The sequence below is a fragment of the Nocardia sp. NBC_01730 genome (assembly GCF_035920445.1).
Classification (GTDB): domain Bacteria; phylum Actinomycetota; class Actinomycetes; order Mycobacteriales; family Mycobacteriaceae; genus Nocardia.
Map to the genome: position 1 here is coordinate 2,133,740 of NZ_CP109162.1, position 16,332 is coordinate 2,150,071.

General features: G+C 64.9%; 10 protein-coding genes. 7 read left to right on the forward strand and 3 right to left on the reverse strand.

Annotated features, from left to right (window positions below; all coding sequences use genetic code 11):
* Positions 1-467: 467 nt before the first annotated feature.
* The 3 genes from OHB12_RS08325 (at position 468) to OHB12_RS08335 (ending at position 5,421) form a co-directional block, all read left to right on the forward strand.
* Entirely contained in the window at positions 468-2,252 is a 1,785-nt protein-coding gene (locus tag OHB12_RS08325; RefSeq protein WP_327117719.1) for a DUF4185 domain-containing protein, read from the forward strand.
* 193 nt (positions 2,253-2,445) lie between these two features.
* Positions 2,446-3,624: a cytochrome P450 gene (locus tag OHB12_RS08330; RefSeq protein WP_327117721.1), complete on the forward strand. Its 1,179-nt coding sequence runs from the start codon at positions 2,446-2,448 to the stop codon at positions 3,622-3,624.
* Between the two features lie 1,209 nt (positions 3,625-4,833).
* Entirely contained in the window at positions 4,834-5,421 is a 588-nt protein-coding gene (locus tag OHB12_RS08335; protein ID WP_327117723.1) for a transglycosylase SLT domain-containing protein, read from the forward strand.
* Between the two features lie 278 nt (positions 5,422-5,699).
* Here OHB12_RS08335 and OHB12_RS08340 read toward each other — a convergent pair whose 3' ends face one another.
* On the reverse strand, positions 5,700-6,254 hold the full coding sequence (locus tag OHB12_RS08340) for a hypothetical protein (protein WP_327117726.1): 555 nt from the start codon (positions 6,252-6,254) through the stop codon (positions 5,700-5,702).
* 300 nt (positions 6,255-6,554) lie between these two features.
* Between OHB12_RS08340 and OHB12_RS08345 the strand changes: the two genes are divergently transcribed.
* On the forward strand, positions 6,555-8,861 hold the full coding sequence (locus OHB12_RS08345) for a glycosyl hydrolase family 65 protein (protein WP_327117728.1): 2,307 nt from the start codon (positions 6,555-6,557) through the stop codon (positions 8,859-8,861).
* 217 nt (positions 8,862-9,078) lie between these two features.
* Here OHB12_RS08345 and OHB12_RS08350 read toward each other — a convergent pair whose 3' ends face one another.
* The gene (locus tag OHB12_RS08350; protein ID WP_327117730.1) at positions 9,079-9,816 is read right to left on the reverse strand and encodes an SDR family oxidoreductase; all 738 of its coding nucleotides are present in this window, start codon (positions 9,814-9,816) and stop codon (positions 9,079-9,081) included.
* 471 nt (positions 9,817-10,287) lie between these two features.
* On the opposite strand from OHB12_RS08350, the gene OHB12_RS08355 reads away from it, so the two are divergent.
* Positions 10,288-10,821, forward strand: a complete 534-nt coding sequence (locus tag OHB12_RS08355; protein ID WP_327117732.1) for a hypothetical protein — start codon at positions 10,288-10,290, stop codon at positions 10,819-10,821.
* Positions 10,822-11,329: 508 nt separating this feature from the next.
* A complete protein-coding gene (gene car / locus OHB12_RS08360; RefSeq protein WP_327117734.1) occupies positions 11,330-14,887 on the forward strand; it encodes a carboxylic acid reductase in 3,558 nt (1,185 codons plus the stop codon).
* Between the two features lie 40 nt (positions 14,888-14,927).
* Here car and OHB12_RS08365 read toward each other — a convergent pair whose 3' ends face one another.
* Positions 14,928-15,860 (reverse strand): serine/threonine-protein kinase, encoded by a 933-nt coding sequence (locus tag OHB12_RS08365; RefSeq protein ID WP_327117736.1) that lies wholly within the window; start codon positions 15,858-15,860, stop codon positions 14,928-14,930.
* 227 nt (positions 15,861-16,087) lie between these two features.
* Here OHB12_RS08365 and OHB12_RS08370 point away from each other — a divergent pair, with 227 nt between their 5' ends.
* Positions 16,088-16,267, forward strand: coding sequence for a hypothetical protein (locus tag OHB12_RS08370; protein ID WP_327117738.1), 180 nt, complete (start codon positions 16,088-16,090; stop codon positions 16,265-16,267).
* The last annotated feature ends 65 nt before the right edge of the window (positions 16,268-16,332 follow it).

Consider the following 16,332-nt stretch of genomic DNA (forward strand, 5'->3'; position numbering starts at 1 on the left):
TGCGCAAACATTTTCGCGAGGATGCTGTCGCACACAGGCACGCCGACGACGAACTCTGTTGTCACAGAGCCTGAGTAAGGCACGTCTCGAGTCGGACAAAGATTGGTTAGTGTGAGCAACAGTCACAGCCTGCCACCGCACTTTTCAAGATCACATGAGGCGATCCCATCCTCGAATCTCGTGCTCCTGCCTCTAGTTACAGCGTCAGCCGTGTCGGTCGCTGGTCTAGATCAAGACAACGTGTACTTGCTCGTGTGCACCGCTTCTACCTCGAAGATGCGATCGCGCTCGAGCACTCGGTCAGGGCCACGATCGAGCACGGGCACGCGGACAAGCGAAGCTACGCCTGCTCTTCGGTCTCGTATTGATATCAGACCGAATCGCACCAGCCGTTTCGCATTCCGGTATTCCGGCTCCCCCTCGCCGCGGCCAGCTGACCGGTTGGGCCGTGATCGAAGGGGACGGCGATGAGTGGAGTGGACCGTCGGCGCTTCATTTCCGGCAGCGCAGCCGCCTTGGCGGCCGGCCTCTGGATGCCAGGAGCCGCCTCGGCCGCACCGTGGTCACTGTCATCCGACACCAAGGTACGCACCGGTGACACATCCCGCACCGGTAGCACCGCCGCAGAGGCGGTGACAAGCACCTTCTTCGCTACGGTCTTCGTGGAGAACGCGGTCTCCGTCGGCAGCAACAGCGACGGCGATCTCTGGCCGACCTGTTGGGCGGACGACGACGCCCTGTACTCGGCGAATGGCGATGGCCGCGGATTCAGCGAGGAGCAACGTCAAGACATTGTTGTCAACCGGATCACCGGCGACCCGAAGTCGGGTATCACCGGGGAACGATTGGCTGCCGCCGACCAGGTAGGCACCATCTGGGGCGACCCCGACAAGTACAACCGGAAGCCGACCGGGATTGTCTGCGTCGGCGGACGCCTCTACCTGGCCATCCAGGACCTTCGCACAGGCCCCAGCGACGTCGCCTTCAACGACGCACCCAACGCAAGCGTCTCTTGGTCGGACGATCACGGACGCACGTGGCAAAAGACCCAGCAACCGATGTTCACCGACCATGTCTTCACCACTATCTTCTTTCTCGACTTCGGGCGCGACTCCCGCGATGCCGAAGACGCGTTGGGCACCGAGGCGGCGCGCTATGTCTATGCGTACGGTCTGGACGGCAACTGGCGCGATTCCTCGATCGATACGGTGCCCGACCCCGTCGACCTCTACCTGGCGCGGGCGCCGAAGGACGCGGTCGAGAACCGGAGCCGCTGGGAGTTCTTCGCCGGACTCGGCAGTGGTGCACCGCTGTGGACCAGGGAGGTCACGGCCAAACAACCAGTGCTCCACGATGACAGGCGGCAGTACGAGACGTTTCGCGATTCCGGCCAGTACCCGCACAACCTCTCGGTGATCTCCCAAGGTGGCGTCGTCTACATAAGACAGCTCGAGCGCTACCTGTACACCTCATGGACCGAGTACACGTTCGAGTTCTACGAGGCACCCGCGCCGTGGGGCCCCTGGCGGCTGTTCCTGACCAAGGACTTCGGCGGCTACCCCTGGTTCGGCCGCGGCGCCCACTGCCCCGGTCCGAAGAACGGTGGCTACGGCACGACCATCCCGTCGAAGTTCATCTCCGCCGACGGCACGTCGATGTGGGTGCAGTCGAACTGGTGGGTGGGCAACTCCTGTGGCGACGCGACTTACACCTTCAACCTGCGGAAGCTGACCTTACGGCCGTTCACCGCACAAACCCCGGCAAATCAGCCGGACCCGCGTGACAACCTCGCCCTCTCCGGCGAAGCCGTCACGCCTATCGAGAAAAGCGCACATTACGGTCATGGCGAGTATTACCACGACGGCGACCTGACCAAGAGCGAGGACAGCTTCGATCAGGAGAACAAGGACTTGGACTTCTGGGGCTTCACCTGGGCCAAGCCGTACCGGATGAACAAAGTCGTGTACACCACGGGGAAGATGTTCGACGACGGCGGCTGGTTCGGCGCAAACCTGCGAGTCCAAGTACGGCAAGACTTCGAGTGGGTCGACGCGCCGAACGCAACCGTCGCACCGCGCTATCCGTACGACGCCTCCGCAGGGCCGTTCAAGACATTCACATTCACGTTCGCGACCACATGGGGTGACGGCGTGCGAATCGTCGGCAAACCGGGCGGTACCGCTTGCTTCACCTCGATCGCCGAGCTCGAGGTCTACTACCGCGACTCCTGTTGTGGGGGTGCAAATTGGTAACGATGCCATCCCATCGGCCGCCTGAGCTAATCAGGGGCTCGGGCTGATCGACTCGTGGTCGACCACCGCGGGCTTGATAGTGGAATTTCTGAGACTTTGCTGGATCCGCGTTTGTACGCACGACCAGTGGATAAACCCGGCTTGAAAGCACCTGATGAAGCGGGTCGACCCCTCCCCGTGAGAGGACCGTTCGATGGGTTTTGCAGAGATGCGCCGGTTCCGCCGTGATCCGCTGGGTTTCGTCGAGAATCTGCGCCGCGCCAGCCCGGTAGAGGTGTTCAGGCTGCCATGGGGCGGGTGGTGTGTCGGCGATACGGGCCTAGCGCTGACGGTATTGAGTGACCACGCTTTCAATGAGGGGATGTCTGGGTTCTTCGGTTCTATGCTGCCTTCGCGGCCTGCTCAGGTCGATTTCGGCCGCGCTGTGCGCGCGATTCTGCGGATGCATATTCCTGAGTACTGCGAGTCCCTGGCGGCGGCGGTGGTCGAAATGCCTTCCGTCACCCGCTGGCCTGCGGCCGGGGTCGAGCTGGCGTATCGGTGCACCGCGGACGTGCTGCTGTACCCCGATGGTTCCCCCAGGTTGCGGCAGTTACTGGAGCGAAACGCACGCGTGGGCGCGCTTCGCCCGGCGCGAATGGACCAGCGGGCGCGGGCGCAGCTGCTGCGCGCCAAGCTATCGACCGCGCTGACCGAGCAGGTCCGAGACCGGCGCAGCGATACCTGCTACACCCCGGAAGCCGAACCACGGGATCTGCTCGATGCGGTGATCGGTGTCTGTCCCGACGAGGTCACCGACCCAACGGTGGCGCAGCTGTATGTGCTGATGTTCCGGTCCATCGTGGGACCCCTGGGCTACTCGCTCGCGTGGTCGGTACTGTTGGGCAGTCTCCACTCTCCCGGCTCACCATGGTCTTGGCCCGTCGACTGGGTCGTACGTGAGGCATTGCGACACCGGCCGGTCTCCTGGATGGTCAGCCGTCCTGTCCCCCATCCCACCGAATTCGGCGGGATCGCCTTCCAGACCGGCGACCTTTTATCCGTCAGCCCCTACCTGCTCCATCACGACGAACAACACTGGACCAGCCCCGAGGCGTTCCAACCCGACCGCTGGGCTCAACCGACCGGACACCGCCCCTACGTGCCCTTCAGCTTCGGCCCCTTCACCTGCGCCGGCGCCGCGGTCGCCCACGAGCTGGTCACCGAAGCAGCCACCACCCTCACCGCCAATACTTACCTGCGCGTCATCGGCGGCGGCGACATACGCCCGATCGTGACCAACGCCGCCATCCCCAGGCCATTCACCCTGCGCCACACCCCCACAGTCCCTGACCGCGCTCGACAGAGCCGCAGGAAGGAGGTGACACCATGATCAAGGCATTGCGGTTCATCTTCACCAACAGGCCGACCCGTTCCTGGAACCCTGCTGATTACGGTTGATCCTGCTACCGGCTGGGTGGCTCGTATACCGCGCACAAAGGTATACGTGTCACCCAGTCACCTACCCATCGTGATCTACCGCCAACCACACCCACTGCTGCCATAAGAGCAGCGGTCTCAGCACGCGCACATGGTCCCCATCGGCGACGGCCGCCGAACGACTCCACGGACCACCATGGCCTCCTACTCGGCGGACCACCACAACGGTGGACACGCCCGTCGGTCGGTCGGTGCGGTACCGCCTGGTGGGATGAACTTCGACGGCAGCGGCGCCAACTCCCACGACTCGTCCGGCACCAGCCGCTTCGACAAATGCTCGACCGCGACCGAACCTCAAGCAGCACAACTGATCCCGACACGCCGCAAACGAATCCCGTCGATGTGCGACATCGTCCCAGGTCTATCGAGTTGATCGAGGTAGAACCTGACATTGCGCGGTTTCAGCGTGGATTGGTGTCCCTGACCGCACCAGACGAGATACTCCCGCACGGCACATTGCGCTGCTCATCGTCGATGAACTCACACCGTTGCGGTCGAGGATCTCGATAAGCCCTCGACGAATCGCGCAACACCACGCTCGCGGGCAGGGCACCCGAACCCGCATCCCGCATCCCGGTGACCGAATCGAGACGAATCCAGGCGTTACAAAATAGTTCTGTGTTCTGCGTCACATCATGTTTAGACGCAAATTCCCCGCATACGCGGCGTATCGATGTCCTCGACCAGGGCTTTCCAAGATCGGCAATATCTTTCAGTCACTATTCGTTTGCCTCATGTTCACTTTTCGTGACCAAGCTGAGATCAGTTCCCCGGACCAGACTTGAATTCTGGTTCGACCAAGGATTAGTTCACACACTCGGAAACGACCGCAACGGATTTACGTTCACCCGCGGCGGTCGCCGGAGAAACCGGCGGCACCACAGCCCGTGACCGCATTCTCCTCCGCATGACAGCGGCTCCCGCCGGGCACCGACCCGAGCACCGCGTCGCGCCGCCAGGAATTCGCCCCCTGGCCTTCACAACAGAATCCGAAAACAGCACATGAGCCGATACAGGCGAACTCCCCCACCGAACACCCGCCGTGGATCCGTGCTGTCTCCTCCAGGCCGGATCATTGCCCTAGCAAGGAACTGATTTCGCAATGCCCGATTTACGCCTTCCTCCCTTCCGCCGCCTGTCGCTCCGCAACGGAGTCACCCTCGTGGTGACCGCCATCGGCGTGATCGCCGTCGGCGCCTCCGCCGGGGTCGCGATGGCCGATGACAGCGTTCCGTCCGGCGTTGCGATGGTCGCCGAGCAGCGGCCGGTCGCCGATGCCGCGCCGATCGACGCCCTAGCGCTGCCCGCGCTGCCTGCGCTGCCCGCGCTGCCGCCTCTGGGCTTCCTGCCCCAGCCACCCCCGGTCTACGAGAACAACCTCGACGGCTGGATCCGCCAGTCCCTCGACGTCATGCGCGTCCACAACATCCCGGGCAGCTACGACGGCATCCACCGCAACGTGATACGCGAATCCGGCGGCGACCCCCACGCCATCAACCTGTCGGACTCCAACGCCGCCGCAGGCACGCCCTCCAAGGGACTACTTCAGGTGATCGACCCGACCTTCAACGCGTTCCATGTCGACGGCACCGCATTCGACATCTGGGATCCGGTCGCCAACATCACCGCGGCATGCAACTACGCGGCCCACCGCTACGGCTCGATGGACAACGTCAACTCGGCCTACTAGCGGCTCGCCCGCAGCGGAGCATGGCGCCGATCAGGCGGCGAGGTCGAGCATGTCGGCCCGGACACGGGCATGCGGGCCGCGATGATCTGCGTGGCGGATGTGCTGGCGCGCCGGTTCGGGCATCTGTGCCGCTGAACCCGGATCGTCTGATCCGTAAGTCGCGTCGCCACGGAGCTCGGACATCAACCACGCAGTCAGGTAGCCGAGGTAGCCGTAAGCCGCAGCGAGCCTGCGGGTCTCGGTGGATTTCGCACTATCCGAGCAGAGGTGACGGATCCTCAGGAGGACTCGCCGTAGAGGGCGCGAAAGTCCTCGAGCGTGCCGGTGTAGTACCCCTGATCGTCGGCGAGCTGGGCGCGCGTGATCCGTTCGGGCTGGTCCCGCCGTAGCTGCTGGCCCTGGTCGGACCAGAATGCCTCGTCCGGGAGGCGGTTCGCGCCGTCCGGCAGAAACTTGATCGCCTCGCCGATCGCCTCAGCGGCGAACTGCCAGTTCAACTCCACCTCGCCGCGGTCCTGGCCGGGTTGCCCCTGGTAGGCGAGATCCGCGTTGAGCGCGCGGCGTGCGTAGGTGCCCGCCACCAAGACCCACTGCCCAGCGTCGACCAACTGGGAGACGCCGAGACCGAACCAAATACCGACAGTCCGACACGCCGCCTCGGAGGCGTAAGGGACCTCGACGTCACCGAGCTCCGAGTGGACCGTCCATGCCTCCTCGCCTTCGGCCAGCGAGGTCTCGGGCGGGCCGGGCTGGGTCACATCCGGTGCGTCATCGGCCGCGGCCATCAGGCTCAGGTAGGTCTGCGCCTCGGCCAGGGTCCTCGCGGTCAGCATCAATTCGCTCCTGTATCCCGGAAGCTGTCTCGGACGACGAGCAGTCGCTCACCCGGAACCTACCCGGTTCGGCTGCCAGCACGGGAGTTCTCGAAGATCGCGACGGAAGGCGAAGCGTCGCACCGATTCACGACAGGTTGCGCTCGGCGGCCCAGTCCTCGCGGGACGGCAGCACCGCCGGGGCACCGCCGGTCCAGCGGGGTGAAGTTGCCGGCGGCCATGGTGGCCTCGGCCGGCTTGGTGCCGAGCACCAGCTGTCGGGGCGCCGTGCAGCCACCGTGTCGTTCCGATCGGCTCAGCGTGACCACTGTTACTGTCGGCCCGATGCGACTCGTGTCGAGTGTCGGTACGGTGCTATTGACCTGTGCGTTTGTGCCGCTGCCCGGAATGTCCGCGGTGGCGACCGCGCAGGGCGGGCAGGCGGTCGGAGACGACTGGTCGGCGGTCTCCGAGACGTTCGAACCCGAGAACTTCCGCGCTGCCCCGTATCTGGGCAACGGACGCATCGGCGCGATGATCCCGCCGAGCGGAGGCGGATATCAGGACTATGGCGTTTCGGTGCGCACATCGTTCCCCTTAGTGCAACCGCGCTACACCGGAACGTATCTCGCGGGCTTCTACGCCAGCCAGTCTGTGTCGTGGAACAACAGAGAGGTGATCGCCGCGCTCCCCGCGTGGTCGGGCCTGACCGTCGACGTCGCGGGCCGAACCTACCAGGCCGACGTCGACCCGGCCGCACTGACGCACTACCGGCAGCGCCTGAACTACCGTGATGCCACCGCCACCACCGAAGCCACCTGGACACCCGACGCGGAACACCGGCTGGATCTGACCTACCGGACTTTCGTGTCACGGGCGCAGCCGAACCTCGCGGTCCAGCAGCTCACCGTCACTCCCCACTTCTCGGGGCCGCTCACGGTCACCGACCTGATCGACGGAGCCGCCGCGCGCCGGGTCACCCCGACAACGGCGACCTCCGATCCGAACCGGGGACAGACCACGGTCGGCGTGCGCGCCGACGGCACCGACAGCACCGCTTTCCTCGTATCCACAGTCGCCACCCCTGATGAGCTGGGTGGCACGGCGTTACCCACGAACGGGTCAACGGCTGGAATTCGATTCGACGGCACCGTCGCGGCGGGCCGAAGCTACACCGTCACCAAGTACGTGGGAATCGCCTCCGGCGCGGACGGCGCGGACCCGCGCGCGATTGCCACCGAGGTCTCCGACTCCAGCGCGGCGCAGGGTTTCGCCGCCGCCCACGCCGAACACGCCGCAGCGTGGGATCGCTTGTGGCAGCCCGACATCGAGATCCCCGGCCGCGACGACTATCGGGACTGGATCCGGCCCGCACTGTATTCGGTGCTGTCCAGCGTCCGGGCCGGACAGCGGTGGTCCGTGCAGCCAGCGGGGTTGTCGTCGGACGACTACGGCGGCCTGACCTACTGGGACGCCGAGACCTGGGTCTTTCCCACCCTGCTCGCGCTCTATCCCGAATTGGCCCGCACCGTGGTGGATTTCCGCGTCGCGGCGCTACCCCAGGCCGAGGCGAACGCGCGCGCCTACGGGCTGACCGGCGCTCTGTACCCCTGGAACGACGGACCGACACAACAGTGCGCGTCACCGGCGGTGTGCGGACTGGTCCAGGAACATCTGGGAAACGAGATCGCCCTCGCGCAATGGCAGTACTATTCGGCCACCGGCGACGAGCAATGGCTGCGTGACAGCGGCGCGCCAGTTATCACAGCTATCGCGAACTACCAAGCCGTACGAGTCGGCCCGAAGCTGCCCGACGGCCACTACCACTACGCGCCCGCGGCCGGCGCGGACGAATACGTCTCAGTTTCCGTGGACAGCGCGCTCACCAACGCCGGAGTGATCGCCACGATGCACACCGCGATGTCGGCGGCCCGGCTGGCCGGACTGCCGGTGAACCCACGGTGGGCCGATATCGCTGCCCACATGGCGATGCCGCCGGACATCGTGCCGGGGGTGCCCGCCGAGTATCTCGGCTACCAGGGGGCGAAGATCAAGCAGGCCGACACGGTGCTGATCAGCTACCCGTTCTCCTATGCGGCACCGGGCTATTCGCCAGACGCGACCCTGGCGTACTACTTCGACCGCACCGATCCCGACGGACCCAACATGAGCAACAGCGTCGGCGCGATCCTCAGCGCGCAGTACGACCCATGCCGCACCCAGCAGTTCCTGGATCGATCGGTGCAGCCGTACGTCCGACCACCATATCGGTTCCAGTCCGAGGCGCGTGGCGACCGGTCCGGTGAAAACACGATCGGTCAACCGGCGTGGATCTTCGTCACGGGTGCCGGCGGATTCCTTCAGGGGTTGCTGTACGGGCCGACCGGGTTGCGGTGGGCCGAGACGGGTCCCCGGCTGGACCCGATGCTGCCCAGCGGGTTTCCCGAGGGGATGACGGTCCGCGACCTCGCGGTGGGCGATAGCAGGCTGGCCTTGCACATCCGACCGGAAGGCACGACGGTCGACGTCACTTCGGGCGGTCCGGTAACCGTCGAGACGCCGGGTGGCCCGGCGACCATCCGCCCGGGAACACCGCTGACACTGTCGACCAGGAGCGCCTGCCCCTGACCCGTCGACACCAGTTATCGACTGCCCGCACCAGGGCGTTGGTCCCAAGCGCCGATGTCCGGAGTCGTTTGCCCTGACGCCCGAAGTCGTCAGCATCCGTCCGCAGTAAAGCGGTGCGTCGACGGTTCGATCTGCGGGATGAGCGGGAGACGCGTTCGGGCAGGCAAGCCGAGGCGCGCCTCGGCTTGCCTGAAGCGGGGATCGGTTTCCCCCTGGTTCAGTGGGCCGCGATCCAGGCCTGGTAGTGCGTTGGTGCCAGATGTGCGTCCGGCCCTGCGGTGAGCACATCGCCGGTGACGGCTGCGAACATGCCTGCCTTGTCGTCGGTGACGACGGTCCGGCTGTCGTGATGTGCCGCGAGCGTGACCCTGCCGAGTTCGTCGAGAGGTAAGACGTCCGGACCGGCGACGTTCCGGATTCCTCGCAGCGGGGTGCCGGTGGAGACCTCGACGACCGCGTCGACGACGTCCGCGGCGGCGATCGGCTGAAGCAGGGTGGCGGGCAGGTTGACGGTGTCGCTCTTGGAGGTCTCGGACAAGACCGCGTCCATGAACTCGAAGAACTGGGTGGCGCGCACGATGGAGTACGGCGTAGGCCCCTGCCGGAGCAGCTCCTCCTGCAGGGTCTTCGCCCGGTAATAGTCCAGCTGTGGCACCTGGTCCACTCCGACGATCGAGAGGATGACCTGGTGCCGGACACCGGCCTTGTCTCCTGCGGCGAGCAGGTTGTTCATCGAGGTGCGGAAGAAGTCCACGGACGCCTCGTCGAAGGTCGGCGAGTTCGCCACGTTGACCACGACGTCGGCGCCCTCCAGCGCCTGGTCGAGGCCCTTCCCCGTGATCAGGTCGACACCGGTGGACGGTGCCGCGGGGACGGCCTCATGTCCGGCTGCGGTCAGCTTCTGGACCACTTGCGAGCCGATCCGTCCGGTACCGCCGATGACTACGAGCTTCATGGTTCCCACCTTTCACGGCGCGCCGCTGGGCATGCCGGGGTTCATAGCGGTCGATTGCTGCACTGATGTCCGAAGTCCCGATAACTGCGACGGCCCCAAGTCGGTCCACTTTCCCGCGGCCGTGGCACGGACCACCTTGTCGCATTTACAGCATCCCATCAGCAAACCATTGGCGGAATCCGTCTGTGCGAGTTCGATGAATTCGAGACCTGCGCTGTTATACGGGCGGAGCCAGTTCGGTGGTGAGCAGGTCGACTGCGGCCTTCAGCTCGCTACGACCGCGGGTGCTGAGGTGGATGATCTCGGGTAGGTCCCGCAGTAGTGGGTGAGTACCCGCGGGACGATTTCGAAGGCGCCACAGAGCGTCACCAGTGAAAGGGCCGGTGTTTCCGGCAGGGCTGGCGATCCTACGGCAATCGGATTCCGCGTTGCGGCCGAGTAGGGCTGAAGGAATCGATCGGCTCCGAGGTCATGTCCATACCCGTTGAGTCGCTCCCTTATTTCGTCACAGAACTGGCCGACGAGATCTACCTCTCGCTGGCAACCATCGGGACCGCGCTGACGAGCCTGTGGGATGGTCTCACCGAGAAGCTGCGGTCCGCTCCCCAGTCGACTGACCTGGCACCGTTGCTCGAGACCATTGTCTGCGAGTTCGAGCGGCGCGGAAAGCTGTTCAACGGTGCAGGCGTAGTCATGGCCGACAGCGTTCTCGCGGATCGCCCCCGACACCTGGAGTGGTGGCTTCCGGACGTGCAACGCGGACCCCAACGCCTGATGTTGGAATCGAATCCCCATAGTGAATACTTCTACGACTGCACCGAAATGGACTGGTTCGCGATCCCGCGCGAGCCCCCGGCGTCCATAGCGCACATCCCGGCTGCCCCCACCCGCAGCCGTCATCCAGAAAAGCCATCCCGGCCGCAGGTCGCATTTGCTCATGGCAAGGTCGTCTCGGCCAGTCGGGCATTTCGATGTGTGTCGTCGGGTCGGTCCACCGACCCGTGAGAGCAAGCGCCGACAAAACCGTGGTGTTGCCGACGACCAACTGTCGCCGTGCCGCCTGCCGCAGGTGTTTCCGAAACCACCGCGGGCACATGCCGGTGGCGGCCTCGAAGTGCCGGTGCAGCGTTGCCGTACTCGTTTCAAAGTGTTGGTGCTGTTGGATGCTGGCTGGTATCCGCGGTTGGGGTTAGTGGGGAGTTGCGACGGGTGTCAGCGGTGATGACCGGGGTTCGGTGAATGGCAATGCTGGAGTGAGTTCTGATGCGGCTAATCAAGGAGTGCGCTCATGCAGAAGAGACTGCCCTATATGACAGCGGTGTTGGACGCGGATACTGCTGCGGTAGCTTCGGCTGGCGCGCCGACGGCAGCGGCGGCTGCTCCGGCTCAGCCGACGGTGATCGTCCCTATGGCCAGGACTTCGGTCCAGCGAGCTCGCTGGGGCGACCGCGGCCGGAGCGGCTGGGAACCGGGTTGTGACACCGGTAGCCGGTAAAAGGCAGGTGGACTCGTGATGTCTACCGATACGCGCGAAGTGCGGCTTGCGCGCCGCATCGCCGATCTATACGCCAACGACCAGCAGTTCGCCGACGCCCGGCCCAACGAGGCGATTACCGCGGCGATCGACCAGCCTGGGCTGCGACTGCCACAGCTCCTGCGGACGGTGGTCGAGGGCTATGCATCCCGGTCGGCGCTCGGGCAACGCTCCGTGCAGTTCATCAGCGACCCGGAGACGGGCCGCACCTCCCCCGAGCTGCTGCCCGGGTTCGACACCATCACATACCACGAGCTGTGGGACCGCGCCAGCGCGATCGCGAGCGCCTTGACCAACGGCCCGGAGCATTCGGTGCGGCCTGGCGATCGCGTCGGCATCCTGGGCTTCACCAGCGTCGACTACACGACCGTCGATGTGGCGCTCATCCAGGTGGGCGCAGTGTCCGTCCCGCTACAGACCAGCGCACCGGTCACCCAACTCCAGCCCATCGTCGCGGAGACCGAGCCGCACGTGATCGCTTCGAGCGTCGACTATCTCGCCGACGCCGTCGAACTGGTGCTGACCGGCCACGCGCCTGAGCGGCTGGTCGTGTTCGACTACCACCCGGAGGTCGACGACGACCGCGAGGCGTTCGAAGCCGCTCTGGCACGTTTGACGGAAGCGGGCAGCCCGGTGGTCCTCGAAAGATTGACCGACGTGCTCGAACGCGGGAAGGCGCTGCCAGCCGCACCGTTGTTCGATCCCTGTGACGAGGACGACCCGTTGACGCTGCTGATCTACACCTCCGGCAGCACCGGCGCGCCTAAAGGCGCCATGTACCCGCAGCGGCTGGTCGCCAACTTCTGGCGCAGGTCTACCAGAACGGCGTGGGGCCAGCAGGGCGCTGAGCCGTTGATCGCGCTCAGCTTCATGCCGATGAGCCACGTCATGGGACGGATGATCCTGTACGGGACTCTCGGCAATGGCGGTACGACCTATTTCGCAGCCAAGAGCGATCTCTCGACATTGTTGGAAGACCTGGCGCTGGTGCGGCCCACCCAGTTGACCTTCGTGCCCAGAATCTGGGACATGCTGTTTCAGGAGTTCCAGAGCGAACTGGACCGGCGGTGTTTCGACGGCGCCGATCAAGCGGCTATCGAAGCGGAGGTGATGGCGCAGCAGCGGCAGAACCTTCTCGGCGGACGGTCCGTCTCGGCGATGACGGCCTCCGCGCCGATCTCGGCCGAGATGAAAGCGTTCGTCGAGTCCTATCTCGACCTGCATCTAGTGGACGGCTACGGCTCGACCGAGGCCGGGGCCATTTTCGTCGATGGCCAGGTGCGACGCCCACCGGTGATCGACTACAAACTCGCTGACGCTCCCGATCTGGGCTACTTCCACACCGATCAGCCACACCCAAGAGGCGAGCTCCTCGTCATGTCGCACGACTTGTTCCCCGGCTACTACAAACGGCCGGAGGTCACCGCCGAGGTATTCGACGCGGACGGCTACTACCGGACCGGCGACATAGTTGCCGAGGTCGGACCCGATCAGCTCATGTACCTCGACCGCCGCAACAACGTGCTGAAGCTCTCGCAAGGCGAGTTCGTCACAGTCTCGAAGTTGGAGGCGGTGTTCGGCAGCAGCCGGCTGGTCCGGCAGATCTATGTCTACGGCAACAGCGCACGCGCCTACCTTTTGGCGGTCGTCGTGCCCACCGAGGACGCGTTGTCCCGCGGCTGCGGCGATATCGATTCGCTGCAAGCACTCGTCAGCGACTCGCTGCAGGATGTCGCCAGCACAGCCGGACTACAGTCCTATGAGATCCCGCGCGGCTTAATCATCGAGACAACACCGTTCACGCTCGAGAACGGCCTGCTCACCGGCATTCGCAAGCTGGCGAGGCCGAAGCTCGAGGAGCACTACGGCGAGCGTCTCGAACAGCTCTATACCGAGCTGGCCGCAGGTCAGGCCAACGAGTTGCGCGCTCTTCGCCAGAGCGGCGCGGACCGGCCGGTGCTGGAGACGGTCTGCCGGGCCGCGGGCGCACTGCTGGGCGTTTCGACCGCTTATCTGCGGCCCGATGCGCACTTCACCGACCTCGGTGGAGACTCCTTGTCCGCGTTGTCATTCGCCAACCTGCTGCACGAGACCTTCGGCATCGACGTGCCGGTGGGCGTCATTGTGAGCCCGGCGACCGATCTGCACATCCTCGCCGACTACATCGAGGCAGAGCGGACGTCCGGCACCAAGCGGCCCACCTTCGCGACGGTGCACGGCCGCGATGCCACTGAGGTACACGCGCGCGATCTCACGCTCGACAAGTTCATCGACGCCAAGACGCTGGCCGTCGCCCCCACGCTGCCGCGCCCGAGCGGCGAGGTGCGGACCGTGCTCTTGACCGGCGCGAGCGGTTTCCTCGGCCGCTACCTTGCCCTGGAATGGCTCGAACGATTGGCTTTCGTCGGCGGCAAGCTGATTTGCTTGGTGCGGGCGAAGGACGACGCGGCGGCGCGTGAACGCCTGGACAAGACCTTCGACAGTGGTGATCCCCAACTGCTGCGGCACTACCGGAGGCTGGCTGCCGATCATCTAGAGGTCGTCGCCGGCGACAAGGGCGAACCGAACCTCGGCCTGGATCAGCACACATGGCAGCGGTTGGCCGATACGGTCGATCTGATCGTCGATCCCGCGGCAATGGTCAACCACGTCCTGCCCTACAGCCAGCTGTTCGGCCCCAACGCGCTGGGCACCGCCGAGCTGATCCGCATCGCGCTCACCACGAAGCTGAAGCCGTTCAGCTATCTATCAACCATCGGCGTGGGCGACCAGATCGAACCGTCGGCTTTCACAGAGGACGCCGACATCCGGATCATCAGCCCGACACGCAAGGTCGACGCCGGCTACGCCAACGGCTACGGGAACAGCAAATGGGCCGGAGAGGTGCTGTTGCGCGAGGCCAACGACCTGTGCGATCTACCGGTGGCAGTCTTCCGCTGCGACATGATCCTGGTGGACACCAAGTACACGGGACAGCTCAACCTGCCGGACATGTTCACCCGGATGATGCTGAGCCTCATGGCCACCGGCATCGCGCCCGGGTCGTTCTATGAGACCGATCCGGACGGCAGTCGGCGGCGAGCACACTACGACGGACTGCCCGTCGATTTCATCGCCGAGGCGATATCCACCCTCGGTGAACAGGTGGTAGACGGGTTCGCGACCTACCACGTGATGAATCCGTACGACGACGGTATCGGGCTCGACGAGTACGTCGATTGGCTGATCGACGCTGGGTACTCGCTCGAGCGCATCCCCGACTACCGCGCCTGGCTGCAGCGGTTCGAGACCGCCATGCGTGCCCTGCCTCAACGGCAGCGCCAGCACTCGCTACTGCCGCTGTTACACAACTATCAACGACCCGAGAAGCCGATCTGCGGGTCCATAGCACCCACCGAGCGATTCCGTTCCTCGGTGCAGGAAGCGAAAATCGGCCCGGACAAAGACATCCCCCACGTCTCGCCGCCGATCCTTGTCAAGTACATCACCAACCTGCAGCTGCTCGGACTGCTCTTCGACTCGTCCGACGCAATATGACCCCGTCAGGGGCGTCGAGGTCGTAGGCGTCAAGTTCGTCCTATCGTCTGCCGGACCCCGCCCGCGCCCCTTTCGTCTCCCCTTCTTTCCCCCTGAATGTGGCGTTCAGCAAATACGAGCGGGTAAATGCCACTTTCAGACGGTTCAGTAAGGGGGCGAGGGGGCGGGGATCGATGTCGTCCAGTGCCTCGGTGAGCAGGCGGATGGGTTCGGTGCACGAGTTGTAACGGGCACTGGGGTCTTTTGCGAGCGACCGGTGCAGGATCGCGTCGACCTCGGGCGGGATCCAGTGTTGGCGCTCGGAGATCTCGGGAGGTGGATCGTGCAGTTGGGCCTCTGCGGTGGCCATGAGGTTCGCGCGGGGGAACGGCGGGCGGCCGGTGAGCAGGTCGATGGCCGAGCAGGCCAGCGCGTACTGGTCCGTCGCGGGGGACACCGTGCCCGCCTGCAGGAGTTCCGGCGCGGCGTACGGCACCGACACGACGACGAAACCGTTGGTGGCCAGGGGCGGTTCGGGCCGCTCGAGCCACCGGGCCTGATCGAAGTCCGAGATTTTCACTGTCGCAGGCTCGTCCGGGCCGACCAACACGTTCGCCGGTTTTACGTCGAGATGGACCACACCGTTGGCGTGCACGAAATCCAATCCTGCTGCGATATGGGCCAGCACGTGGAGCACCCGCCGCAGATTCGGGTGCTGGTGCGGCATCCGCACCAACGTCGACGCCGTCGCGCCTGCTACGTACTCGCGCGCAGACCACAGTCTGCCGCCGGTTTCACCGTGCTTGTACATCCGCACGATGTTGGGGTGCCGTAGTGCGGACAAGACGTCGAACTCGTGCACGAATCGCGCACGCGCCTCAGGTGACCGGCTGTCGTCTGGCCCCAGAATTTTCAGTGACACAGGCCGCGACTGTTCCGGATCCTCAGCCAGATACACCTCGCTGCTGCCGCCATGGCCCAGCCGGGACTTCACAACAAATCCCGCAAACTGGTGACCTGGCTCGAGTACCACCGCCTCACCATAGTTCGCCGGCGTCCGCTGCATGCCGATGTTGCCACTTGTGCAATCAACTTCGAGCATTGGCACGTGCCGGCACGGTGTCGGCAAGCGGTCTTCTCGACACTTGTCACTCGCCATACTCGTGCCGGCGCTGCGACCGGTGGCCAATCCTGCGGCTCGAAGTTGCTTGTAGACCAGCTGTGCTCGGCCCCCGCCTGCAGATGGTCGGCGATGATCCGGACGATGGTCTTGCGGACTTCGCGGTCGTTCTGCCGAAACTCGATGTGCTCTTCGATCTCGCCTCGATCGACATGGGGCGCCTCGATCACGAGCTTGGTTCGCCCGCTGCCACCGTGTTCGGCGTCGTAGGGCAAGCGTAAGTAGCCGCAAAGGACGTCGACGCACTGCTGGAAGCAGTGGGGAAATCCCTACACTTGCCGCGGAT

Excerpts from the sequence above, each read along its gene's own strand:
- OHB12_RS08325 (WP_327117719.1), top strand. The coding sequence starts at position 468 with ATGAGTGGAGTGGACCGTCGGCGCTTCATTTCCGGCAGCGCAGCCGCC.
- OHB12_RS08330 (WP_327117721.1), top strand. The coding sequence starts at position 2,446 with ATGGGTTTTGCAGAGATGCGCCGGTTCCGCCGTGATCCGCTGGGTTTC.
- OHB12_RS08335 (WP_327117723.1), top strand. The coding sequence starts at position 4,834 with ATGCCCGATTTACGCCTTCCTCCCTTCCGCCGCCTGTCGCTCCGCAAC.
- OHB12_RS08340 (WP_327117726.1), bottom strand. The coding sequence starts at position 6,254 with ATGCTGACCGCGAGGACCCTGGCCGAGGCGCAGACCTACCTGAGCCTG.
- OHB12_RS08350 (WP_327117730.1), bottom strand. The coding sequence starts at position 9,816 with ATGAAGCTCGTAGTCATCGGCGGTACCGGACGGATCGGCTCGCAAGTG.
- OHB12_RS08355 (WP_327117732.1), top strand. The coding sequence starts at position 10,288 with ATGTCCATACCCGTTGAGTCGCTCCCTTATTTCGTCACAGAACTGGCC.
- car (WP_327117734.1), top strand. The coding sequence starts at position 11,330 with ATGTCTACCGATACGCGCGAAGTGCGGCTTGCGCGCCGCATCGCCGAT.